Source organism: Pseudomonadota bacterium (genome assembly GCA_036141575.1).
Classification (GTDB): domain Bacteria; phylum Pseudomonadota; class Alphaproteobacteria; order UBA2136; family JAPKEQ01; genus JAPKEQ01.
In genome coordinates this window covers 24,849-45,531 of record JAYZXF010000013.1, presented here as the reverse complement: position 1 = coordinate 45,531, position 20,683 = coordinate 24,849, and the positions used below count along the sequence as shown (strand labels likewise).

Sequence of the window (20,683 nt, the reverse complement as noted above, 5' to 3'; positions counted from 1 at the left end):
TACACGGCGCTCACCCTCACGGATAATTTGCACACCGTAGACATCTTCAAGGTAAGAGCGCGCTTCATCAAAAGTCAGGTCTGCAACAACAAGGTCTTCACGTACTTCTGTACGCACACCATCACCATATCTCACAGCAATATTATAGGTATCCGCAATACGTGTCATTGCTTCTTCAAGAGTTGTACGACCTTTAACACTAAACGTCGCATTCGCTTTCATACGTTGCTTGCTTACAGGCTCACCAACTCCAACAACAGCTGCAGACTCATTTAAATAATCCTTATAAGGGTTAGAAGGACTTTCTCTCTGCACATAACTGATGTCATCACCACACGCAGAAAGTAACGTCGCTCCAAGAAGAGCTGTTGTATAAAGAAGCTTTGTTTTCATTATTTCACACTCCCGTAACCAAAGCGGTTGTTATGCGTCACAACAATCAACTTACCGCCAGGGAATACTTCAAATTTTAGGTTAAAGAGCTTAAGAAGACGCTCCATTGCAATACCAAAAGGCTCTTCAATGTGAGCAGGCTTAAGAACCTGATCTAACCCCGCGTACATACGCAGGCGCCACTGGCCACGTCCAGCTTGACTCACAACATTTTCAAGAGCATCTACAAGAGGAATCTCATCATAATGTAGAGAAACCATTGCCTCTTTAAGAACTTGTTCTGTTACAGCCAGACCTTCATCTTCATCAATTCCAGCAGCAGAAGACTTACCAGCAAGGTTACTACCACCAGCTTGATCCGTAATCACAAGGCGCTGTGTATTATCATAACGTACAACACGTAGCGGCTGGCCACTACGAGACTGAACACGAGCAAGAAGGGCATTAAGAACACTCATAAAAGGCTCTTCAGAGTAAATAGAGATTTCCATCTCTGGTAGACCTGCATTTTGCTCAGCAAGATCCCAAACTACTGTCCAGTCACCACCACCAATCTGATCCATCATACGCTGAAGCGCGCGACGAATTGTAATGCGATCTTCACGGAGACGAACAAGTGCATTTGTCATATCAACACTGTTTTTGTAAACCTGACCACGAGCAATTTCTTCACCAGCAGTTACATCTAGAGCTACAGAAGGCGGGTTGTAGCTGTAAGGGTTGCGCTGTGGAGCCATTGTTGGCATTGCAGGCTGGCCATACATAGGTGAACCCATTGTGTTTTGGCTTACTTGATACATTGCACCACCATTTGCCATTGTTGGCGCAGGGCCGGCAGCAGGTTCAATCATGTTTGGGTTACGTGCAACCATATCCAAGTTTGCTTCACGGGCAAGGTGACCTGCACTGATACGGTTCAGTTCACGCTCGTATGCATCTTCAGACATTGCAGAAGATCCCATACCAGCAACATAAGACGGGCGCTCGTACATTGGCGCGTTAAATTGTGATAGCTCCGTCTCAGTTTTTAAACGGTACTGACCATGTGTTGGAACAAACACACCACGTGTGTCATCCGCGTAATCAGGGACGTTTTGGTAGTTTACTGGAGGAACATAACCTGGAACAGGGGCAGCTTGGGCTGCAACCCCATGTAAGCTCGACGCAACCACTGTTGCGGCAAGAATGACACCAACTTTCATCGTTTTGCCTTCTTTTTTGGTAGCAAAATGCTTTTTATTATTGTCTTTACTGTAGACTTTTACATATAAATTGTCATTAGATTACCAAGGTAATGTGATAATATAAAGCATAAAAAATAAACAAAGTGTTGTAAATTAACAATGTATGATCCTAGGTTCAGACTCGCATTACTTATCTGCCTGATTTTAATGGTATTTACCATTGTACGTGTCACATACTACCTTATCTTCCAACCCGGCCTCTCTATTGGTGAGTACTTTAACGGTATCATGTCTGTAAGCGGCGCGACCCTTGGAGGATTCGTTTTTGTATGGATTTGCATCAAGTTTATTAATGCTGAGCGATTTAAAAAGACTGGATTTGAAGCCTCAAAAACGGATGACAGTGGCACCTCTTTTAACTTCAGCGTATCCCTCAGCAAGTTCATCCCTGAGCTTATCGCCTGCCCACCACCAACAAGTACAAGACACCCCCTTGAATCGGAACTTCTTGGCTTTTTAAATGGCTACCGTCACTGGCCTTACGATATTAGCGGCAACACAAATGAAACTTTATTTGAACACGCCATGAAGCAATGGCAAGCCATGAACACCCTTGAAGGCTGTACACCTTACCACCGTATTGCTGCCCTTGCCCAAGACCTATCCCTTATTTACGCCTACGAAGAAAAGCGTAAAATGCACCCCATTACAAGCTTTTGGAAAATGGACGACGTCTCTTACTCAAGACGCTGCGATGAACATGGCGGGCTCTCAGCTTTTATCCTCACAACATTCCCAAGCTTCAGAAAGCTGCATCACGATCCTGATAAAAACAGAGCTCTCAGACGCGCCCTAACAACAGCAGTCAAATACAGGGACAACCCAAGCAGCATTCCAAACAATTGCGACCCTCTCGCACGCGATATTTATGAGTGCTTGCACCGCTCATACCAAATTTCACTCAAATCAGCAGAGAGTAATGACAGCACATTTGCCCCAACAGAAGAGCAAGTCAGCCTATTTAGAACCAATGCTGCTGCATATTTCCAAACAGTCATTGAAGACCTTGATGTAAACCCAGCTGACATCACTGAAGATAGCGCTGGTATTTACATGGGGAACGGCATCCTTATTGTGCGCATGTGCGCCCTTGTTAAAAAATATGCCACAACACTCAACCCAACAATTCGCAGTGACTTCAGACTCTGGTCTCTTGATAACCGACCACATGCAAGCTGGCCGTACTTTATTGATATGCTCACAAACCAGCTCGGCTTACTCAAAACAGAGTTCAACAATGCCAAATCAACTGACAGCCTATTTCAACTCACGGCAGATGACATGGCCTTTGATAACTGTGTTGTTCTTAACTTGCCGGTTACACAATACCCAACACTTAGACAATCCCTTGACAGCTTGCCAGCATACAAAGGCATCATTGATGTAAAACAAGATGCTGTAAGCTACCTTGAACAGATTAAAGATAAAAGCCAAAAAGTGGATATACTTATTCAAGAAATGAACAGCACCCCACCAACCCAAACACTTGGTTAACCATCCCCCTTTAAGAGGTTAAGAAAGAAAAATCCATGAGCCATTTCAATTGCCCCGATGCAGACCTTGCCCCATGTGAAGGATCTGTAGAAATGACTATTTTTCCTCGTACAGGCGATATTGGTAATTTTGAAGTCCACCGCGCCCTCCCATTTAAAGATAAGCGCATGGTTGGCCCTTTTATTTTTTGGGATCAAATGGGCCCAGGTGAATTTATTACAGGGCAAGGCGTGGACGTGCGCCCCCACCCACACATTGGGCTTTCAACACTTACATTTTTATTTGAAGGAACCATGGACCATAAAGATTCTCTTGGCACAGACATGCGCATTTCTGCTGGTGACTTGAACCTTATGACAGCAGGGAACGGCATTGTACATAGTGAGCGCACAGGACAAGACATCAGGCAACAACCATCCTCCCTATACGGCATTCAAAGCTGGATTGCCCAACCAAAAAGCTCAGAGCAAGGAGCGCCTAGCTTTGTACACTTCCCTAAAAACGACCTTCCAACCTTTGAAGAAAATGGCGTGTCTGGTCGTGTCGTACTTGGCAACTTCCACGGACTTAAGTCTCCCGTAGAGACGGAGTGGGACACACTATATGTTGAACTTAAAATGGGAACAGGCACATCTATCAGCCTTGATGCTGGTACCGAAGAGCGTGCACTTTACCTTCTAAAGGGTGAAATTAGTATTGGGGGTGTTCTTTATCCAAAAGGTCAAATGATGGTACTTAGAGCGGGAGACGTTGTGACTGTTAAAGCAACTCAAGATATTCACATGATGCTCCTAGGTGGTGCAGCCATGGATGGCCCTCGCCATATTTGGTGGAACTTTGTCGCCTCAGATAAAGAGCTTATGGAAGAGGCTAAGCGTCGCTGGAAGGCTAAGGAATTTCCAGAGGTACCCAATGATTGTGAGGAGTTTATTCCTCTACCAGAGTAAAGTTAAAAGCATAAAAACCCCGCTCATGCGGGGTTTTTTGAGTTACTTGGTTCGAACACCACCTTCAGTAGGAAGAAGGTCTCCATCAGTTTCATCAATAGATGTAAACAAGAACGTTTCAAAGAAGTAGTAGCAACCACCCTCAAGAACGCGCTTTGTCCCAAGCGTCCAATTTGGTGTAAAACCAGTTAGGCCAGTTGTTACCTTAATCAGGCTATCCGTTACAATCACAACAGGGTGGCAAGCCTCAAGAAGCTTATCATCACCTTCTGCTTTCATAACTGTACCAACCCACCACGCAATCCCAAGAATTGAGAACACAAGAAATGCGGTCTTAGCAAAGTCCATTATATTTCCCCCCTATCAAACTTTAAAAGCCGTCAGAGCTTTCAGCAGCTGCAACTGGTGCTTCTTCTACTGGCTTCTCTTCTTTCACTGGCGCTGCTTCAGCAGGCTTAGCTTTTGGCTTTTGCTTTCTCTTCTCTGCAAGCTTATAGCGCTGCGCAATACGAGAAACAAAGTTGTTACCTGTCAGGTCAATCTCATGACGCTCAACACAAGCCTTCAGCTTTTCCATCATAAAGCCTAGAGCTTCATCAAAATCTTTTCTTGTATCATCAAAGGCATCACGGCTTTGCTTAGCTACGTAACCACGCGTACGACGATCTGCTTGAATCATGACATGCTCCCAAAGGCGAGCTGCATTAATAATATCTGTTGCTTCTGGAGTTGTGCGAATCACAACCTCGGCCATGTTACCGTGACGTTCAAGTTGTGTTTTTTGGTTTTCAAGGCGCGCTTGAAACGCTTGAGACTTGTTTGACATTTTACCGTGTCCTTTCAAAGTTTGCAGTTTTACAGTTTGGCCAATTAAAAGCCAAAAATCAGTTCTAGAGGCTTAACGCCTTTTTATTTACGTAAATAAAAGAATAGGTGAGGTTGAGAACATTTCAACCCCTAAAAGTATATTTTGTGGAACCTAAGGCCTAATAAAGGAACTATATTTAGGCAGCAGAATAATACGCTTTTACTAGCGTACTACCATAATCTCAACCACATCACCACCAAGGTGATCAGCTGGCATAGATGCAATCGGCACAGATTCTACGTTCGAAACTTTACTTAGGTATTTGCTCACTGCACGAACACGATCACGAAACTCACGAGAGTTTGGCTTACCACCGCGCGCATAAACAGTTACCTGTTCACTGTTACGAATTGCTTCAATCACATCACGAGACTGAGTCAACTGGGCTTTTTCTGGCCATACTTTGCCGGCTTCATAAGCGATAGACCATACAGCGATAGACTTATCCGCTTCATCAGAGCCGTTATCTGCGTCCGCTAGACTGGGCAGTCTGGGCGTGCGTGACGCTAAAGTTGCTGTTTGCTGGCCAGTCACCTGGGCAGGTGCTGCTTGCAAACTTGATGTTACCATACCATCGTTTGGCAGGTTATATCCAACAGGGCGAAGAGCTGCCCCTGAAAATCCTTGTTGTTCGTCATAACCCCTGTGTCCGTTTTGCAGCATTGCATTGGGTTCAACCGGTTGAAAAGAATTCATACCCAATGGCGACGCTGATCCGGATACATGAGAGCTAGTCTCAGAATAACTCATTGGCTGAAACATACCTGAGGGAGCTTGTGTTCCTGCACCATTCATTTCCATTCCAGAAATGCGAGAGAGTTCATTGCGTTCGAGGAGCTGCATGCGCTTATCAAGACGAAGCATTGCACGTTCGGCTCTTTTAAGACGCTCACGAAGTACTTGTAATTCAGCTAGAGGGGCTGTCTGGTCCATTGTTTGATACTGCACAGGAGAGGAAGCCTGAGGCATCATTGGTACTGGAGCTTGGGCTGGCTCGACATAAGGTTGACTGTAAGCTGGGCTTGCTTGACCAGTTACCCCATATCCCATTGGCGTTGGGCCGTTAGGAAGACCTCTTTGAGAGTTTCCACACGCCGATAGCAGGGCCGCAACTGCGACACATGACAGACTGAGAGTACTTTTGTTTTTCATTATTTTTCTTATTCCTCAAACATTTAGGAAGAGATAACTTGGGCTTGTTACATCTTCTGTATGATGCATAATACACACATCATATAGGTAAACGCAAGTGCCCAATCACTAAATATAGTTATTTTCTTGCCCTGTTGCACAAGACACACAAAAGTGATGTTTTTATGTTGACGGCCTGCCTAGTACATAGGCATATTTACCTTAATTTACATCTTATTTTCCATTTTTTAGAGTTTTCCCATGACAGAGAAAAACACCCTTGCGCACGACAGCATCAAACACCTTCTTAACGGTGTAAATGCCCTGCAAAACTTTCAAACATCTGAGTTTGAATCTTCCATCACCAAAGGCATCAATCTGTTTAATGAGTTCATTCAACAAGACCAGCCTTTTGATGAATACCTCACCCCCTTCCTTGAAGGGCTTTATGAAACTCAACTGATTGCAGGAAGTAAGGAGGACATCCTTCAAAACCTTCCGCAGGAAATCACAACCATCCATGGCCAAGTTGGCTACCTGTTTTGGATTGGTGTTTCCAGCAGCACGCGTGACGCCATCACACAGTTTATTGAAACCTTCTATAAACACTTGCAGGCTCACAGCGCTTAATCGATACAAAAAACCCCACCATTGGTGGGGTTTGAATTTTTTGAGGCTTAAATACGAGACATAAAGAAGTCACGAAGCGTCGCCATAATAATACGAAACATACGCATAATCGTGCCAAACACAAAAGCAATGGCGAGATATATGTACAAGCAGGTTTTATATATGAATGAGAATGTGCCGTTAAAGATCTGGCTCGGCAGATCCATCAGCTTACCTTCTTTAGCTTTCGCCCAAAAGGCCAGCACTAAAAGAACCAAAAGCAAAAATACAAAGATCTTAAAACCTGGCAGAAGGTAGTGCACGTATAGATATGCAAACTTTTCGACCGTCATAAAGTATCCCCTTAACTCACTTTACATTTCAAATCCGGAGAGCGTTTGGTAGCGCTCTGCCACAGATAGTCCTTGTACTTTTGGCATCTTAAAGCGTGGGAAGTCAAGGGTTTTGTTGGTTTTGTCCAACATAACAAGTGGCACTTTCAGCTTATAAACACTGTTCCTACCAATGTAAATCGCCTCACCGTCTTTCAAGTTTCTAAAGTCTTCTGGTCGCACAACAGCGCTATAAGAGTATGAAATCGATTTACCAAAACTCTTACCACGACCACCGGTACGCAGTGCAGAGGCATCATCTTCACCAGAAGCAAATGAAAGGCTTTCACCAAAACTCTCAGAAACAGACTCTTTAAGGATTTCACCAGCCGCGCGAGACATCATCTCACAACTTTCAGGCTCTTGAAGCAGGAAGGAAATTTTGTTCCATGTATTACCAAACACTTTGGCGGCAAAGTCATCACTCAGACCTGCCTCCTTATCTGTAAGAGATGAATACGTTTGAATGAACGGGAACAAACATACATTTGCTGAACGGGCCTGCTCAAACACGGGGGCAAGTGACGGCTGTGCGTAAGATGAAAACTCATCCATCAACGTTAGGAACGTTGGGTGCGGCTTATACTTATCATTTTGAATCTGACCAATAGCCGTTTTCAAATCACTAATAAAGAACTTGGCAAAATCAATCGCGGCTTCACGCTTATTGAGCATTGGCAGGGCTACATAAACCAAAAGGTTCTCTTTAATGGCCTGATAAAGGTCTACCTCTGGTGCGTACGAGTTCAGCACGCGACCTGCCGTACCAACATAGTAACTGTGCAGGCGAGACGACAAGTCACCAAATGTATGCTGAAGCTTGCTTGCATTAAGCTTTTGCTTACCCGTTTTCGGATCAATTTCCGTCATCTGGTCAAAGAAAATTTTGAAATCGCTGTATTCTTTGGTCGATTTTGGCGCATCTTCTAGAAGTTGGCGCATCGCCACTTCATTTGTCATCAAAACGTTTAAGTCACCAAAGTTGTAAGGTTTACCAATCACCTTAAGAATACCTGCAATCGCACGCATACCACGCGCAGCCTGCCCACGGAAGAAAGGATCACCTTTATTTCCGATGAGCTCCATAATACGGCTGGTCACCTCATCCTGGTCACCACGAAGGAGCGGGTTATATGTATTAGAAAAATCTGGATCTGCAATATTAATAATACGAACATCCTGCCAACGATCATGTTGGCGGGCAAGGTTAAGAAACTCAAGCGCTGCCTCTTTAGAAGATTTACCATCAATATGAATCGCCCCACCACCACGCATCATCTGCTGCTTAAGGATCAGGTTCAGGAAATTAGACTTACCACCACCCGTCGCAGCAATACCAAGGCAATGCCTTGTCATCAAGCTTGAAGAAATATTAATATCCTCAGATTCTGGTAGAGGTGATTTTGACATGGGTTCTCCAGCTTACTCAGACTTTTGTAAAACTTCCATAACCTTACCAAAGTAGTACTCATCTGGCATACGGTTTTTGCGGTTCTTTGTATCCTTACGACGCACAACAAGGTAATGCTTAAGTACGCCATAGTTTAATACAATACCAAAAAGTGCCCCTAAAAGGAAACCAAGCAGCGTGCTTCGGTCTAAACTTTGCGGATGTACTGTTCCAGGGCTCAAAACCCAAGCCACAATAGAAAAGAAGAAAACAGGGCGCATAACCCAAGCCAGGCGTTCTGCAGCGATCGCCTGATACTCATATGCTACGTCCTTCTTAGCTGGATTATTCATAAACCGACCTTAAGACTTTGAGCGTGATTTGGCAAGATTCTTTAGAAGCATTTCAATTTCAGTTGCCACAAGCACCCCTTCTCTCTTAATAAGAGGCGCCTTAGGGCCCGTACTAATAAGAAGTGTTGGTGTACTTCTTACACCAAAAGCTTCCAGCTCGCCCGGAAGAAGTGGACGCCAGTCACAGTCAATAATGCCTGCAATATTTTCTCTCTTTTGCTCTTTTGGAGATGTATCTACACAAGTCAGCTTCACGTCAGAGCTAGATATGCGATCCATAGCAAGACGAAGCTCTGGCTCAAACTTCTTACAAAACGGGCAAACATTACTAAAGTAGTAACTCACCTCAATAGGCCCTTGAGGGGCTGCCGTATTACTTTTACCACCATAAGCATCAATAGGTGTTAAAGAGCCACTTGCTGATACATTTTCACGCGCAAACGAGATCGCATCACTTGTACGATTGTAAGGATTTTCCTTCTTTTGCGCCATACTTGGTGGCTTTGACCCTGGTGGAGGCATCAAACCAGGATATTCTGGAATTGGTGGCAAAGGCTTAGAGAGCTCTGGAAGCTCGCCACCTTGATCTTTTGTTTGTTTATAAATCTTTTGAGCTGCCTGCCAAGCTTCCGCCATCTTTTGGTTACGCGTCATCATTTCATCATACTTACGTGCCCAGCGTAGAGCGTTTTCAACTGTTGGATTGACCGTCCATTCAGCAAACTCTCTTGGTGGCTTATCGTATGTATTATAGAACTCCTCAACCTTCAAATCCATTTCTGTCTTCATCGGCTGTGTTAGCGCAGGCTGCATGACCTGCTGCTGTTGCTGAGGCACTTGCGGCAAAGGCGTCGCCTCAACTACTTCTTCCTCTTCTGCGTAGGCATCATTATCCATACAGCCAGAAATCCCCTCTGCTGTATAACTAATACACGTTTGCGCAAACAAGCTCCCATGCAGAGCTATACCTAGAATTGCTGAAAGAATCAGTTTATACGCCATATGTTCACCATACACCTTTCCTAAGGATTTATGCTGTTTATCATTATTTTCATTCATGACAGTTATGCTAGTATGATGCCATAAAGAGGTTGGCGCAAGCACTGGAAAACGGTATATAGACGCCTAAACCCTATAAATAAGGAATATTTCATGTTTATTCTTGGAAATCTCATTATTGGAGTTACCCACGTCCTAGATGCAGTTTTATCACTGTTTACGCTTTTGATCGTTGCATCTGCGGTGATTTCACTTATGAATGCAAACCCTCGTAACAGGCTGGTTATGGCAGTTCACTCCATGACCCTCCCTGTATTTGGAATGCTGAGAAAGAAGATCCCGTCTAAATACTGGATTTATGGACAAGTCGATCTTATCCCGCTTTACACAATCTTAATCATTATTCTGGTTCAACGTGGCATTCTGCCTTCTATTTACCAAATTGGTGTAGGACTACAATAATGCCCCATACTGACAAACAGGTTTTAGATGCTGGCTACAAAGCAACAAGGATGGGCGTTGCTTTAAATGTTGGCATGGGTGTCGCCAAAGGTGCTGTTGGACTTTTTTCAGGCTCAGCAGCTCTTATTGCCGATGCTTTGCACTCCATTGCTGACGCTTTTACAGACCTGTTTGCTTACTTTATGCTGAAAATTGGTGTGCAAGCCCCTGATGATGACCACCCATACGGCCACCTTAAGTTTGAAACAGCTGGAACCCTTGTGCTTGCTGTTATTTTGGCTATTATTGCCCTAAGTATTGGTTATAGCGCCCTTGAAAACGCGATTCACGGCCACACACTTAACATTACGCCCATCGCCCTTGTGGTAACGGTAGGATCTATCCTTATTAATGAGTTTCTCTATTTCTATACAAAAGGCCTTGGTGAAAAAGTTGAATCTCCAATTTTAATCGCGAACGCTTGGCACCACCGTACAGACAGCCTTTCCTCTCTTGCGGTACTTGCCGGCCTAAGCGTGAGTATGCTTGGCTTTCCTATTTTTGATACCCTTGCCGCCCTTGTTGTAACAGTTCTACTCCTCAAGATCGCCTTTGATATTGGCATCGAGTCTTTCCACGACCTTGTTGATGCAGCTGTAGATCCTGAATTTTTAGAACGCCTTACACAAAGCATTCATAATCATGACGGTGTTATCGGTATATCATCGCTTCGCGCGCGCCGTGTCTCTAATAAAGCATATGCAGATGTTAATATTGAGGTTGATCCCCTTATTTCTGTATCAGAAGGCCATACCATTGCAGAAACTCTAGAAAGAGCACTCCTTAAAGCCCATAAAACGCTGTACGACATTACTGTCCATGTAGAACCTTCTGGCGCTGTTCATGGCACAACAAAAAGCACAAAGAAACTCAGATCCCAGGTACAGAAAAGCCTGAGCGCGCACATCAAGCACGATATCCATTCAACAAAAGTAAATATTGATGACCTTGAATCTGGCCTTTATCTCAGCGTTCACCTATCAGAGCTCACAAAAGAGCAAGAAAAAGCCCTAGACAAGGTATCTAAAGACCTAAAAAAACCAGAAGGCGCGTTTGATCACGTCACCTTCTGGAAAAACATTAAAACGAAAAACTAGGCGTTTAGTTTCTTTTTATCAACAGACTGCGCTTCTGCAGCTTGTTTAGCCTGCATCTGCTTGTTATGCATGTAAAGACCTGCAAAGTGGATTGGCTCAATCATACGAGGCTGGTAACCAAGAGAGGTTACGCCGTTCATAATCACTTGTCTGGCAAATGGGAAAACGAGCGAAGCGCCATCAATAGCAAGCAAGGCTTCTTTACGCTCATCATCAATATTTGTAAGTAGGTACTCACCTACATATTCCGTTTCAACAAGATAGACTGGCTTGTCACCAACCTTACCTTCACAACGTAGCTTTAAGAGCACTTCATAGGTATCATCTTTAAGAGGTTTTGTTGCGAGGCCCACATCTAGGCTTGTCTGCATTTCACCCTCAAAGGCGCTTTTAGAAACAAAACATTCTGCCGAAACATCTTTTGCGTACTGGTGTACCAGCTGAAACGTTGCTTTTGGAGTTTCTTTAGCTTCTTCTTTTTTCTTAGCCATTCTCTATCCCTTTATCACCCTGTTATTTTTTGACCCCTCACACACAAAAGCGTATATTGAGCGGGGTCAGTCTAACGAATTGTGAGTGAAATATCTATGGGAACTACAAAACATTTTGATTATTTGGTTATCGGCGCAGGTTCAGGCGGTGTTGCTTCTGCACGCAGAGCAGCAAGCTATGGCGCTAAAGTTGGTATTATTGAAAAGGGTCGCGTTGGCGGTACTTGCGTGATTCGTGGCTGTGTCCCTAAGAAAATCATGACATACCTTGCAGATCTAAAACGATCAGAGAAACTTATGGCTGACTACGGCTTTGAAGGCGAAATGCCAAAACTCAACTTCAAAACCTTTGTGGAAAAGCGTAATGCTGAAATTGACCGCCTCAACGGCATCTACCTAACAATGCTAGAAGGCTCAAACGTTGACCTTATTGAAGGCCACGCTTCATTTAAAGATACAAACACTGTAACTGTAAGCCATGAAGATGGCACTCAAACAGATTACACTGCTGACAAAATCATGATTGCTACGGGTGGAAAGCCGGTAAAAGCTCCTATTGATGGAGCTGAGCACTGCATGACATCAGATGATATGTGGAGCCTGACTGAAATTCCAGAAACACTCACTGTTATTGGTGCAGGCTTTATTGGTATTGAGTTTGCCTGCATTATGCAAGCGCTCGGCTCTCAGGTTCACCTTATATATAGAGCAGATCACATTCTCAGAGGGTTTGATCATGAAATGGTCCAACACCTTGAGGAACGCATGAAAGAACAAGGCATCACTCTCCACCCTTGCACATCTCCTACAAAGGTAGAGAAAACCGCTAAAGGCCTAGAAGTCCAAACAGACAAAGGTAAAGTTTCTTCAATGCACGTTCTCATGGCAACAGGCCGCACACCAAACACTTACGACATCGGTCTAGATAACATTGGTATTGAGACTGAACGTGGCTTTGTACCTGTAAACGATAACAGGCAAACTCAACATGAGCATATCTATGCTGTAGGTGATGTGATTAACCACTACGCTCTTACACCCGTTGCAATTCGCGATGGTCGCGCCATTGCAGACCATCACTTTGGTGGCAAAGAGCTTAAAATCGGTTTCAAAGCCCTACCTACAGCCGTTTTCAGCGAACCTCAATTTGGTACGGTTGGCCTCACTGAAGAACAAGCCCGCAAAGAGCATGGCGATAACATTGAGATTAAAACAACTTCATTTAAGCCTATGAAGTACAGTTTTACTGAGGTTAAACCACTTATTAAGATGAAGATGGTCCTTAAGAAGGATGATCAAACCGTTATTGGTTGCCATATGGTTGGTGCTGATGCTGCAGAAATCATCCAAGCAGCTGGTGTTGCCGTTGGCATGAATGCCAAAATGAGTGATTTTTACAACACCGTCGCACTTCATCCGTCTTCGGCGGAAGAGCTTGTGTTGATGTAAGCTTTACCTTATAAAGAATATGTAGATAAAATAAACCTATAGTGATCTGCCCGACACTATAAGCCCAATGCCCAGAAAGGATAAAAGATGAGCTTTTTAGAGGTTGGCACACCTGCCCCAAGCTTTACTCTGAAAAACCAAAACGCTGAGGATGTTTCTCTTGCTGATTACTCAGGCAAGTGGGTTGTCCTTTATTTTTATCCTAAAGCATTGACCCCGGGCTGCACAACACAAGCTTGTGCCCTCCGCGACGGTCTTGAGGAGCTTTCTTCTTTTAACGCCACCGTGATTGGCGTTAGTGGTGACGAATCCAAAAAATTGAAGAAATTTGAAGAGAAAGAGAGCCTTAATTTTACTCTGGTCGGCGACCCGGAGCATAATGTGCTGGAACAATATGGAACTTGGGTTGAAAAAAGCATGTACGGACGCAAATACATGGGCGTCGCACGCATGACATACATCATTAGCCCTGAAGGTAAAATCCATCACGTCTTCCCTAAAGTTTCTCCAAAGAAACATCTCGATGACGTTCTTAAAGTTTTAAAGGAGGTGACAGAAGATGTCGCAGCCTAACATCAAATCTATGAGCAAGCGCCCAAGTGGCCGCCTTAACAATGAAATGCGCCCAGTTTCTATTGAAACGGGCGTAAATGCTTATGCAGAAGGCTCTTGCCTTATTAGTTTTGGCAACACCAAGGTTATCTGTACTGCAAGCGTAAATAACACTGTCCCACGCTGGCTTAAAGGCCAAAAACAAGGCTGGGTAACAGCTGAATACGGCATGCTGCCTCGCTCAACACACGAGCGCATGGACAGAGAAGCCGTACGCGGTAAACAGTCTGGTCGCACACAAGAAATCTCACGCCTTATTGGCAGAAGCCTGCGCAGCATTGTAGACCTTAAAGCCCTTGGTGAGCGTACAATTCAGCTAGATTGTGATGTCATTCAAGCAGATGGTGGTACACGTACAGCAGCCATTACAGGCGCTTATGTAGCCCTACATCTCGCCATTCAAAAGCTCTTTAAAGAGGAGCAAATTGAGACAATGCCACTTACAGATTACATTGCAGCTATCAGCTGCGGTGTAACCGAAGCAGGCGCCGTTCTTGACCTTGATTACAAGGAAGATTCTAACGCTAAAGCCGACGGAAACTTCGTGATGACGGGTACTGAAATGTGGATTGAACAACAAGTTACAGCTGAGCAAGCTCCGATTAGCTCAGAAGAAATTCAAAGCCTGCAAACCCTTGCTGAAAAAGGCGTTTCAGAGCTTATCCAACTGCAAAAACAAGCCACTGGAGAGCTGTCATAATGGCACTCCCAAAGACGATTTTACTCGCAACGAAGAACATGGGTAAACTCAAAGAATACCAAGCTCTGTTTGAAGGTCTACCCATTGAGCTAAAAACATTGAATGATGTTGAATTCCCCGATGTAGATGAAACAGGTGTCACCTTCTTTGAAAACGCAAAACTTAAAGCTGACTCTGCCTTTGAGCTTACTGGCATGCCTGTTCTTGCAGAAGATAGCGGACTATGCGTGGACGCCCTTGACGGTGCCCCTGGCATCTATACAGCAAGATATGGCGGTATGGAAAAACTTCTAGATGCCATGAAAGCACCAGAAACAAACCGTAAAGCGCACTATCACTGTTGCCTCGCCTACAAGGATTCACATGAAACAATTCTAAAGTTTGAAGGCAACCTTGAAGGCAGCATCGCAGAAGAGATGTCTGGCGATGGCGGTTTTGGTTTTGATCCTGTTTTCATTCCAGAAGGATTTTCAAAAACAGTGGCGAGCTTAGATGAAGAAACTGTCCTACCAATTCGTCATAGAACAATTGCATTGAAAAAATTCATTGAACACCTGAAGAGCCTGGATGCCGCATAACGACATTGCAGTTTACATTCACTGGCCATGGTGCAAGAGGAAGTGTCCTTACTGTGACTTTAACTCACATGTTAGTGACCATTTACCTGAAGAAGATTATCTTAACGCACTCTTAAGTGACTTTAGGGCGCAGTCCAAAAATTTTGCTAGCAAAAATTTAGTGAGCATTTTTTTTGGTGGCGGCACCCCTTCCCTGATGAATCCCCTCACAACAGAAAAACTCATTAAAGAGGTTTGTGAATTTTTTGGCACATCATCAGACAAAGTTGAAATTACACTCGAAGCTAACCCCACCTCCTCTTCTTTGAACAAGTTTTTAGATTTTGAAGCTGCCGGTGTAAACAGGTTCTCTATTGGTGTCCAATCTCTACAGGACAAGCATCTACAGTTTTTAGGCCGTGAACACAGCTCTAAAGAGGCCCTCTATACTGTAGAACAGGCTTTAAAAACAAGGGCTAGGATCAATTTTGACCTTATTTACGGCCTACCAGAGCAAAACCTTACGCAGTGGCTGTCAGACCTTGCCTACGCCGTTTCAGTGGGTACCGGCCATATTAGTGCTTACCAGCTCACAATTGAGCCAAACACTAAGTTTTACAGCGACATGCGCAAGAACAACCTGACCCCTATGCCAAACGAATTACAGGCAGATTTCTTTGATGCTACACGCGAAAAACTGACTCAAAACGCTTACTCAAACTACGAAATTTCCAATTTTGCCAAGCAAGATCAAGAGTGCAAACACAACGTACATGTCTGGAAATACGGCTCTTACCTAGGCATTGGTGCTGGTGCCCACGGCAGATTGCACAACAAAATAGTCACAGCCACACAAAACTATAAGTTGCCATTAAGGTATATAGAAAAAGCTGCCCAAAACCAACACGGTGTTTTTATGTCACAAGAAACAGATACTGAAACAGCTCTATTTGAAAAGGTCCTGCTTGGTATACGATTAAAAAAAGGCATCCATCTTACCGATAAAGAGTTCACAAAACTTGACCAAGAACAAGTGCCAAACCTTCTTAAATCAGGTGTTATAACATGGAAAAACAACACCCTTACAATACCACAACAACACACCCAACTTACCGATGATATCTTACTGAAAATACTCAACTAAACAAAAGTAAGTAAAAACTTACAAACATTTCAAAGAAAGTCTACACCCAGCAGAAATTTGAGCGTTTTTTCACACTATTATGAAGAAGGATTCATCGCAGATTTATTTTTAACAACCTGGAAATAATCGTACACGGCCACAACACCTTTTGTTGTTTGAGCCAAGTAAACAATCTGCTCTCGTGTACTCTCTTTAGATGCAACACCAATCAGGTAAACGTTGCCTTTATGAACAACCACAGATAGGTCATTCGGATTTATTTTAAATGAGCCAATAATGCGACTACGTACCTTTGTTGCAAGTCCAGCATCATATGCATACTTACGTCTAAGGTAGCTTGAGTCCACATCCATAATGTCCGTAACACCAGTAACACCATAAACCTCATAAGCAGCATCCAACACCTTACGGCGCACATCCTCACTGGCTACAGAACCCACTAAATAAACGTTTCCACCATACACAGACACATCTACAGAAGGAACAGCGCCAAAATCGATCTTAGCAAGCCCTGCCTTCATTTTAGCCGCAATTGAAGCATCCTTGAACGATGTCTCAATCTCTCGATCCTGCGTTGCCGCCATACCTGCAACTGCAGCACCTCCTAGAACGAGAGGAACACACCCAGCAAGAAGTGGAAGAGTCATAAGAGCAGGAACGATAAGTTTTGTTTTCATGGTGAACCTTTATTTTTGTTACTTAACTAATATCACATACGTTTCTAATATGCTCAACCCTTAAAGGTGAAAAGTATACAACAAACAAATCAATTCTTATATCACATGCTGTATTTTGCATCACAGCAACCTTGCTTGCTGTTTTTATTCTGTTTAACTGATTAGTGCTTATAACTTTATGATCGTTTGATTTTGATTTTCGAGATTTAACCTCAACAAGAACAACCTCAGATCCACGCTTGGCAACAAGGTCAATTTGCACACCAGAAAGCTTTTGATCACGCTTTACCCTATAACCGCGCAGTAAAAAGTAAAAATAAGCGATCCATTCACCTATTTCTCCGGTAAGTCTATTGTCTCTCATGCAAAAAATTTATAGAATCCACTATGTTTTATCAATAAATAATATTATTGGAGCCTTATGCGCACACTCTCTACTTTCGCACTTACAGCACTTGTTAGCACATCAGCATGGGCTCAAGAGTTTGAACAGCCTCTATATATGGCGGAAGAAGTTGAAACTACTTCAGAAACTATTGCTCCTACAATTCATTTCAATGAAAACTACCTCAGCACACAAGGTATGCTTCAAACATTAAAGAAGTCTAAAGAGCAGAAACTGCAGACTCTCTATGAGACAGGCTTTATGTTTAACTCTGAAGAAGCTGCAGACTCAGACAAAGTTTCTCCAACCATTGAAAACTACATCGCCCTTAAAAAAGGCCTCCCCCTCCCCTACTCTATGCTTTCTATGGGAGAGGAGTACCCTGATATCAAAGAAGCTGTAGAAGCTCTAAACAATCCTAAAACCACATCAAACTACCTTAAAGTTGGCGTATTTCTGCCAATTAGCAGTCCACTAAAAAATGTATCTAAAAGTATTCTTTCAGCCGTACAGACGGCTCTCTTTGAGTTAGAGAATAACAATGTTTTAATTTATGTTTACGATATTGGTAACTCAGATAACCAAGCATTTAAGGCAACAAATCTTGCAAAACAAGATGGCATTCAAGTGGCCCTTGGGCCTATTCGCGCTGACCAAGCAAACTTTGTAAAAAGTGCTCTACGTAATATTCCTGTAATTAGCTTTACCAATACAGAGTCTATCCTTCGTAAAGGGCTATACTCTATTAGCTACCTTCCTCACGACCAAGTTTCAGCCCTATCTGATCATGCTCTTGCAACCGATAAAACAAAGGTTTCTTCATTTATGTCTAACAGTGACGCGACTCAAAACTCGCTGTCAGATACATTTATTAGACATATTCAATCATCAACATACAATCAGGCATATATCCACCCTACGTGGAGTTACGACCCATCAACAAACAACAATAAGAGCGATATTCAACAACTCATTGGCCACAATTCTCTACTCACAACACAAGAATCGCTGGTTGAATCTCTTAGCAATACAGAAGTACTTACAGAAGAAGAGAATAAACTCTTCCAGGAACTGCAGAATGATAACCTGTCATCTCTGATTCCTTTTGAAAGCCTATTCCTACCTTCTACACCTAAGGAAGCTAAAACCTTGTCACATCAGCTGGCTTTCTATGATATTGATGCAAGGAAAACTCAAATCCTCGGCCTTTACCCACTTGCTAACCTTTCTGGACGTAAGGATTTCCCAAGCAGCCTATCAGGTGCACTCCTGCCAACACCAGACCAAGCTGCGATTAAAGAGTTTAAAAAAATCTTTAATGAAGCAACGGGTAAAAAAGCTAAAAACCTTGATGTTCTTGCCTATGATGCCATCCAGATTTTGAATGAAGTTGCACTTATTTCTAATGGTCGCTTCAATGAAGACGTTTTTGAGCGTCCATCAGGCTTTTGGGGCTACGGTGGCGCGATCAGATTTCTTGATAACGGTAAAAACATCCGCAAATATGGTATCTCTAAGTTGTCTAAAAGAAAGCTCATTCCTATTACCCAAGTCACAGGACTTGCAACACACAAACACTATGAATCAGTGAAAAGAAACCCATTCTTCTCAGGAAGTGGCTGGGGTGGCGATAGCGGCTGGACAGGAAACACCCAGCAACGCCCTCAAAAGCCAAAGAAAGAGAAGAAAGAAGATTTCTATATTGAGTGGTTCTAAGAAGCCGTCATATAGCTTTTAAGAGCCATATATACAGCTGTATTTTCTTCTGAAGAGCCATCACGCAATGTAGAAAGATCTGACCACATCATCTTTCCAGCTTCAGACACCATACCTGGTGCAAGCTTTTGCGCCTGAGCAATAAACTCAGCTCTTTGACTATCAAACACAGGAGGCTTTAGGCTAGAGCAAGCCTGATATGGGTTCATCCCTGAGTCCATAGCCTGTCTAAGCTGCGACAAACGACGGAAGTGGCGTTGTACAAGGATTATAATCCCCTGTGCGCTTTCCCCTTCTTCTAACATCGCATGATAAAGCTTATCAGCTTCTAAGAATTGCTTCTGACCGAGCATATCGCACAGCTTAAAGACATTCATAGCCGGCGCATTAGAGAGGACAGCCTGACAGTCATCTAAATCAACTGAGGCCTTTTCTAGCGTGTATAGATCTACTTTTTCCAACTCAAGTAATGTAGAGGCTTTATCATGGCCCAAGTACATAAGCAAAAAGCTCATAGCTTCTGGAGAAACGACTTTATTCTTCTCTTTAAAGAAGGATGAAACCGTTGCTGAAAGATCGCGAGCACCTTCTTGGAAACACCTTACAGACATCACATTCTCTAATTTTTCAAGAGCTTTCACCTGTGCAAGTTTTGCATCAACACCAGGAGCAGGTACCAAAACAACAACATCACTTAAAGACTGGCTTGCAAGCTCATTAAGGGCAGAAAGCACAGCATTAATACTCTTTGTATCCAAAGCACCATGTAAACCATCAATGCGCACAAGTCTTGTGCCACCACCGAAAGAAAGTGTTGTTGCAGACTCAAAAAGCCTCGAGGACTCTTCCATTAAATCAGACACATCTAAACGATCGTGCAAAAATGGGTCATCTGGCTGATCTGTAATAAGGGGAATAACTTTATCAGCAAACTCCTTAACCTTTCCTGAGTCATCTCCATAAATAAAAACAATTGGAGAAAGAGGCTTTGAGCCTGAGAGGTAAGGTTTAAGACTCGCTTCCGTTAGTTTCATTAACGGTCCATCGCGTACATTTTGTAATATACTTGCTGAATAATATCTTCAGCTAGACGATCAACCGCACGATCATGTGCCGCCTCTTCTTCACTATCCGTTGCAAAACCTGTTGTTTGAACGTTATAAGCCACCAGCTGGCTCAAACGCGTTTTCAAAACCTCTTTACCATCAACCCCAAGCATTTTCACATGGGCAACAACCTGAAGCTGGTAACGCTCATCAGCAGCAGTACGGTTTGTTGCAAGGGCTTTTGTTGCCTCATCAAGTGTTACATTCAAGGTATACAAACCATTACCTTCAGGAAAAGCTGCGTTTAACTTTTGTGAAAGCCTTTGAGGCATACGACGAGAGCCAACATTCATCTCAACACCGCTAATTTGAACGGTTCCCACAGACACTTGTTTTCCAGAATCAATAGTTGAAGCCTCATACATTGGTGCATAAGAGCAGGCTGTCGTTGCTAAGCAAAGGCTAAGAGTAAAGAATGTTTTTTTCAT

The 20,683-nt window shown here is 43.4% G+C and carries 25 protein-coding genes; 11 read left to right on the top strand and 14 right to left on the bottom strand.

Annotated elements, in window-relative coordinates; translation table 11 throughout:
• Together VX730_06400 and VX730_06395 are read right to left on the bottom strand one after the other, a co-directional pair.
• On the bottom strand, nt 1-393 hold a 393-nt coding region (locus VX730_06400; GenBank protein MEC9292017.1), incomplete at its 3' end, for a hypothetical protein.
• On the bottom strand, nt 393-1,595 hold the full coding sequence (locus VX730_06395) for a hypothetical protein (GenBank protein MEC9292016.1): 1,203 nt from the start codon (nt 1,593-1,595) through the stop codon (nt 393-395). The genes VX730_06400 and VX730_06395, both read right to left, overlap by 1 nt.
• A gap of 141 nt (nt 1,596-1,736) precedes the next feature.
• Between VX730_06395 and VX730_06390 the strand changes: the two genes are divergently transcribed.
• Both VX730_06390 and VX730_06385 read left to right on the top strand, forming a co-directional pair.
• Nucleotides 1,737-3,131, top strand: coding sequence for a hypothetical protein (locus VX730_06390; protein ID MEC9292015.1), 1,395 nt, complete (start codon nt 1,737-1,739; stop codon nt 3,129-3,131).
• A 92-nt stretch (nt 3,132-3,223) separates the two neighbouring features.
• The gene (locus VX730_06385; GenBank protein ID MEC9292014.1) at nt 3,224-4,078 is read left to right on the top strand and encodes a pirin family protein; all 855 of its coding nucleotides are present in this window, start codon (nt 3,224-3,226) and stop codon (nt 4,076-4,078) included.
• Between the two features lie 42 nt (nt 4,079-4,120).
• Here the strand turns inward: VX730_06385 and VX730_06380 are convergent, their stop codons facing one another.
• The 3 genes from VX730_06380 to VX730_06370 all read right to left on the bottom strand — a co-directional run bounded on the left by VX730_06380 (nt 4,121) and on the right by VX730_06370 (nt 6,098).
• Nucleotides 4,121-4,426: a hypothetical protein gene (locus VX730_06380; GenBank protein MEC9292013.1), complete on the bottom strand. Its 306-nt coding sequence runs from the start codon at nt 4,424-4,426 to the stop codon at nt 4,121-4,123.
• A gap of 22 nt (nt 4,427-4,448) precedes the next feature.
• Nucleotides 4,449-4,904, bottom strand: a complete 456-nt coding sequence (locus VX730_06375; protein MEC9292012.1) for a hypothetical protein — start codon at nt 4,902-4,904, stop codon at nt 4,449-4,451.
• Nucleotides 4,905-5,108: 204 nt separating this feature from the next.
• Nucleotides 5,109-6,098: a hypothetical protein gene (locus tag VX730_06370; GenBank protein MEC9292011.1), complete on the bottom strand. Its 990-nt coding sequence runs from the start codon at nt 6,096-6,098 to the stop codon at nt 5,109-5,111.
• Nucleotides 6,099-6,338: 240 nt separating this feature from the next.
• Here VX730_06370 and VX730_06365 point away from each other — a divergent pair, with 240 nt between their 5' ends.
• Nucleotides 6,339-6,707 (top strand): hypothetical protein, encoded by a 369-nt coding sequence (locus tag VX730_06365; protein ID MEC9292010.1) that lies wholly within the window; start codon nt 6,339-6,341, stop codon nt 6,705-6,707.
• A 47-nt stretch (nt 6,708-6,754) separates the two neighbouring features.
• Here the strand turns inward: VX730_06365 and VX730_06360 are convergent, their stop codons facing one another.
• The 4 genes from VX730_06360 to VX730_06345 are packed head-to-tail and all read right to left on the bottom strand — an operon-like array spanning nt 6,755 to nt 9,880.
• Nucleotides 6,755-7,039 carry a hypothetical protein gene (locus VX730_06360; GenBank protein ID MEC9292009.1) on the bottom strand — a complete coding sequence of 95 codons (285 nt, stop codon included), beginning with the start codon at nt 7,037-7,039 and terminating at the stop codon, nt 6,755-6,757.
• A gap of 21 nt (nt 7,040-7,060) precedes the next feature.
• Nucleotides 7,061-8,488: a TraM recognition domain-containing protein gene (locus VX730_06355; protein ID MEC9292008.1), complete on the bottom strand. Its 1,428-nt coding sequence runs from the start codon at nt 8,486-8,488 to the stop codon at nt 7,061-7,063.
• A gap of 12 nt (nt 8,489-8,500) precedes the next feature.
• Nucleotides 8,501-8,821, bottom strand: coding sequence for a hypothetical protein (locus VX730_06350; GenBank protein MEC9292007.1), 321 nt, complete (start codon nt 8,819-8,821; stop codon nt 8,501-8,503).
• A gap of 9 nt (nt 8,822-8,830) precedes the next feature.
• Entirely contained in the window at nt 8,831-9,880 is a 1,050-nt protein-coding gene (locus VX730_06345) for a hypothetical protein (protein ID MEC9292006.1), read from the bottom strand.
• Between the two features lie 93 nt (nt 9,881-9,973).
• Here VX730_06345 and VX730_06340 point away from each other — a divergent pair, with 93 nt between their 5' ends.
• Together VX730_06340 and VX730_06335 are read left to right on the top strand one after the other, a co-directional pair.
• Nucleotides 9,974-10,282, top strand: a complete 309-nt coding sequence (locus VX730_06340; GenBank protein MEC9292005.1) for a YggT family protein — start codon at nt 9,974-9,976, stop codon at nt 10,280-10,282.
• On the top strand, nt 10,282-11,418 hold the full coding sequence (locus tag VX730_06335; GenBank protein ID MEC9292004.1) for a cation diffusion facilitator family transporter: 1,137 nt from the start codon (nt 10,282-10,284) through the stop codon (nt 11,416-11,418). The genes VX730_06340 and VX730_06335 overlap by 1 nt, the downstream gene beginning before the upstream one ends.
• On the opposite strand, the gene VX730_06330 is transcribed toward VX730_06335, so the two are convergent.
• Nucleotides 11,415-11,909, bottom strand: coding sequence for a protein-export chaperone SecB (locus tag VX730_06330; GenBank protein ID MEC9292003.1), 495 nt, complete (start codon nt 11,907-11,909; stop codon nt 11,415-11,417). The two genes, VX730_06335 and VX730_06330, sit on opposite strands and share 4 nt — an antisense overlap.
• A gap of 96 nt (nt 11,910-12,005) precedes the next feature.
• On the opposite strand from VX730_06330, the gene gorA reads away from it, so the two are divergent.
• The 5 genes from gorA to hemW all read left to right on the top strand — a co-directional run bounded on the left by gorA (nt 12,006) and on the right by hemW (nt 16,371).
• Nucleotides 12,006-13,358 (top strand): glutathione-disulfide reductase, encoded by a 1,353-nt coding sequence (gorA, locus tag VX730_06325; protein MEC9292002.1) that lies wholly within the window; start codon nt 12,006-12,008, stop codon nt 13,356-13,358.
• A gap of 87 nt (nt 13,359-13,445) precedes the next feature.
• The gene (bcp, locus tag VX730_06320) at nt 13,446-13,931 is read left to right on the top strand and encodes a thioredoxin-dependent thiol peroxidase (protein ID MEC9292001.1); all 486 of its coding nucleotides are present in this window, start codon (nt 13,446-13,448) and stop codon (nt 13,929-13,931) included.
• Nucleotides 13,918-14,670: a ribonuclease PH gene (gene rph / locus VX730_06315; protein ID MEC9292000.1), complete on the top strand. Its 753-nt coding sequence runs from the start codon at nt 13,918-13,920 to the stop codon at nt 14,668-14,670. Before bcp ends, rph begins: the two co-directional genes overlap by 14 nt.
• Nucleotides 14,670-15,248, top strand: a complete 579-nt coding sequence (gene rdgB / locus VX730_06310) for an RdgB/HAM1 family non-canonical purine NTP pyrophosphatase (GenBank protein ID MEC9291999.1) — start codon at nt 14,670-14,672, stop codon at nt 15,246-15,248. The genes rph and rdgB overlap by 1 nt, the downstream gene beginning before the upstream one ends.
• Nucleotides 15,238-16,371, top strand: a complete 1,134-nt coding sequence (gene hemW / locus VX730_06305; protein MEC9291998.1) for a radical SAM family heme chaperone HemW — start codon at nt 15,238-15,240, stop codon at nt 16,369-16,371. The genes rdgB and hemW overlap by 11 nt, the downstream gene beginning before the upstream one ends.
• Before the next feature lie 77 nt (nt 16,372-16,448).
• Here the strand turns inward: hemW and VX730_06300 are convergent, their stop codons facing one another.
• Together VX730_06300 and VX730_06295 are read right to left on the bottom strand one after the other, a co-directional pair.
• The gene (locus tag VX730_06300) at nt 16,449-17,048 is read right to left on the bottom strand and encodes a BON domain-containing protein (GenBank protein ID MEC9291997.1); all 600 of its coding nucleotides are present in this window, start codon (nt 17,046-17,048) and stop codon (nt 16,449-16,451) included.
• A 22-nt stretch (nt 17,049-17,070) separates the two neighbouring features.
• Nucleotides 17,071-17,412 carry a YraN family protein gene (locus VX730_06295; protein ID MEC9291996.1) on the bottom strand — a complete coding sequence of 114 codons (342 nt, stop codon included), beginning with the start codon at nt 17,410-17,412 and terminating at the stop codon, nt 17,071-17,073.
• Nucleotides 17,413-17,469: 57 nt separating this feature from the next.
• On the opposite strand from VX730_06295, the gene VX730_06290 reads away from it, so the two are divergent.
• A complete protein-coding gene (locus VX730_06290; protein ID MEC9291995.1) occupies nt 17,470-19,149 on the top strand; it encodes a penicillin-binding protein activator in 1,680 nt (559 codons plus the stop codon).
• On the opposite strand, the gene holA is transcribed toward VX730_06290, so the two are convergent.
• Both holA and lptE read right to left on the bottom strand, forming a co-directional pair.
• Entirely contained in the window at nt 19,146-20,183 is a 1,038-nt protein-coding gene (gene holA / locus VX730_06285) for a DNA polymerase III subunit delta (protein ID MEC9291994.1), read from the bottom strand. The two genes, VX730_06290 and holA, sit on opposite strands and share 4 nt — an antisense overlap.
• A complete protein-coding gene (gene lptE, locus VX730_06280; GenBank protein ID MEC9291993.1) occupies nt 20,183-20,683 on the bottom strand; it encodes an LPS assembly lipoprotein LptE in 501 nt (166 codons plus the stop codon). The genes holA and lptE overlap by 1 nt, the downstream gene beginning before the upstream one ends.

Coding starts and splice junctions, on each gene's coding strand:
- VX730_06395 (MEC9292016.1), bottom strand. CDS start 1,595: ATGAAAGTTGGTGTCATTCTTGCCGCAACAGTGGTTGCGTCGAGCTTA.
- VX730_06340 (MEC9292005.1), top strand. CDS start 9,974: ATGTTTATTCTTGGAAATCTCATTATTGGAGTTACCCACGTCCTAGAT.
- VX730_06390 (MEC9292015.1), top strand. CDS start 1,737: ATGTATGATCCTAGGTTCAGACTCGCATTACTTATCTGCCTGATTTTA.
- VX730_06380 (MEC9292013.1), bottom strand. CDS start 4,426: ATGGACTTTGCTAAGACCGCATTTCTTGTGTTCTCAATTCTTGGGATT.
- holA (MEC9291994.1), bottom strand. CDS start 20,183: ATGAAACTAACGGAAGCGAGTCTTAAACCTTACCTCTCAGGCTCAAAG.
- gorA (MEC9292002.1), top strand. CDS start 12,006: ATGGGAACTACAAAACATTTTGATTATTTGGTTATCGGCGCAGGTTCA.
- VX730_06295 (MEC9291996.1), bottom strand. CDS start 17,412: ATGAGAGACAATAGACTTACCGGAGAAATAGGTGAATGGATCGCTTAT.
- rph (MEC9292000.1), top strand. CDS start 13,918: ATGTCGCAGCCTAACATCAAATCTATGAGCAAGCGCCCAAGTGGCCGC.
- lptE (MEC9291993.1), bottom strand. CDS start 20,683: ATGAAAAAAACATTCTTTACTCTTAGCCTTTGCTTAGCAACGACAGCC.
- VX730_06375 (MEC9292012.1), bottom strand. CDS start 4,904: ATGTCAAACAAGTCTCAAGCGTTTCAAGCGCGCCTTGAAAACCAAAAA.
- VX730_06365 (MEC9292010.1), top strand. CDS start 6,339: ATGACAGAGAAAAACACCCTTGCGCACGACAGCATCAAACACCTTCTT.
- VX730_06345 (MEC9292006.1), bottom strand. CDS start 9,880: ATGAATGAAAATAATGATAAACAGCATAAATCCTTAGGAAAGGTGTAT.
- VX730_06385 (MEC9292014.1), top strand. CDS start 3,224: ATGACTATTTTTCCTCGTACAGGCGATATTGGTAATTTTGAAGTCCAC.
- rdgB (MEC9291999.1), top strand. CDS start 14,670: ATGGCACTCCCAAAGACGATTTTACTCGCAACGAAGAACATGGGTAAA.
- VX730_06335 (MEC9292004.1), top strand. CDS start 10,282: ATGCCCCATACTGACAAACAGGTTTTAGATGCTGGCTACAAAGCAACA.
- VX730_06355 (MEC9292008.1), bottom strand. CDS start 8,488: ATGTCAAAATCACCTCTACCAGAATCTGAGGATATTAATATTTCTTCA.
- VX730_06350 (MEC9292007.1), bottom strand. CDS start 8,821: ATGAATAATCCAGCTAAGAAGGACGTAGCATATGAGTATCAGGCGATC.
- VX730_06330 (MEC9292003.1), bottom strand. CDS start 11,909: ATGGCTAAGAAAAAAGAAGAAGCTAAAGAAACTCCAAAAGCAACGTTT.
- VX730_06360 (MEC9292009.1), bottom strand. CDS start 7,039: ATGACGGTCGAAAAGTTTGCATATCTATACGTGCACTACCTTCTGCCA.
- bcp (MEC9292001.1), top strand. CDS start 13,446: ATGAGCTTTTTAGAGGTTGGCACACCTGCCCCAAGCTTTACTCTGAAA.
- VX730_06300 (MEC9291997.1), bottom strand. CDS start 17,048: ATGAAAACAAAACTTATCGTTCCTGCTCTTATGACTCTTCCACTTCTT.
- hemW (MEC9291998.1), top strand. CDS start 15,238: ATGCCGCATAACGACATTGCAGTTTACATTCACTGGCCATGGTGCAAG.
- VX730_06290 (MEC9291995.1), top strand. CDS start 17,470: ATGCGCACACTCTCTACTTTCGCACTTACAGCACTTGTTAGCACATCA.
- VX730_06370 (MEC9292011.1), bottom strand. CDS start 6,098: ATGAAAAACAAAAGTACTCTCAGTCTGTCATGTGTCGCAGTTGCGGCC.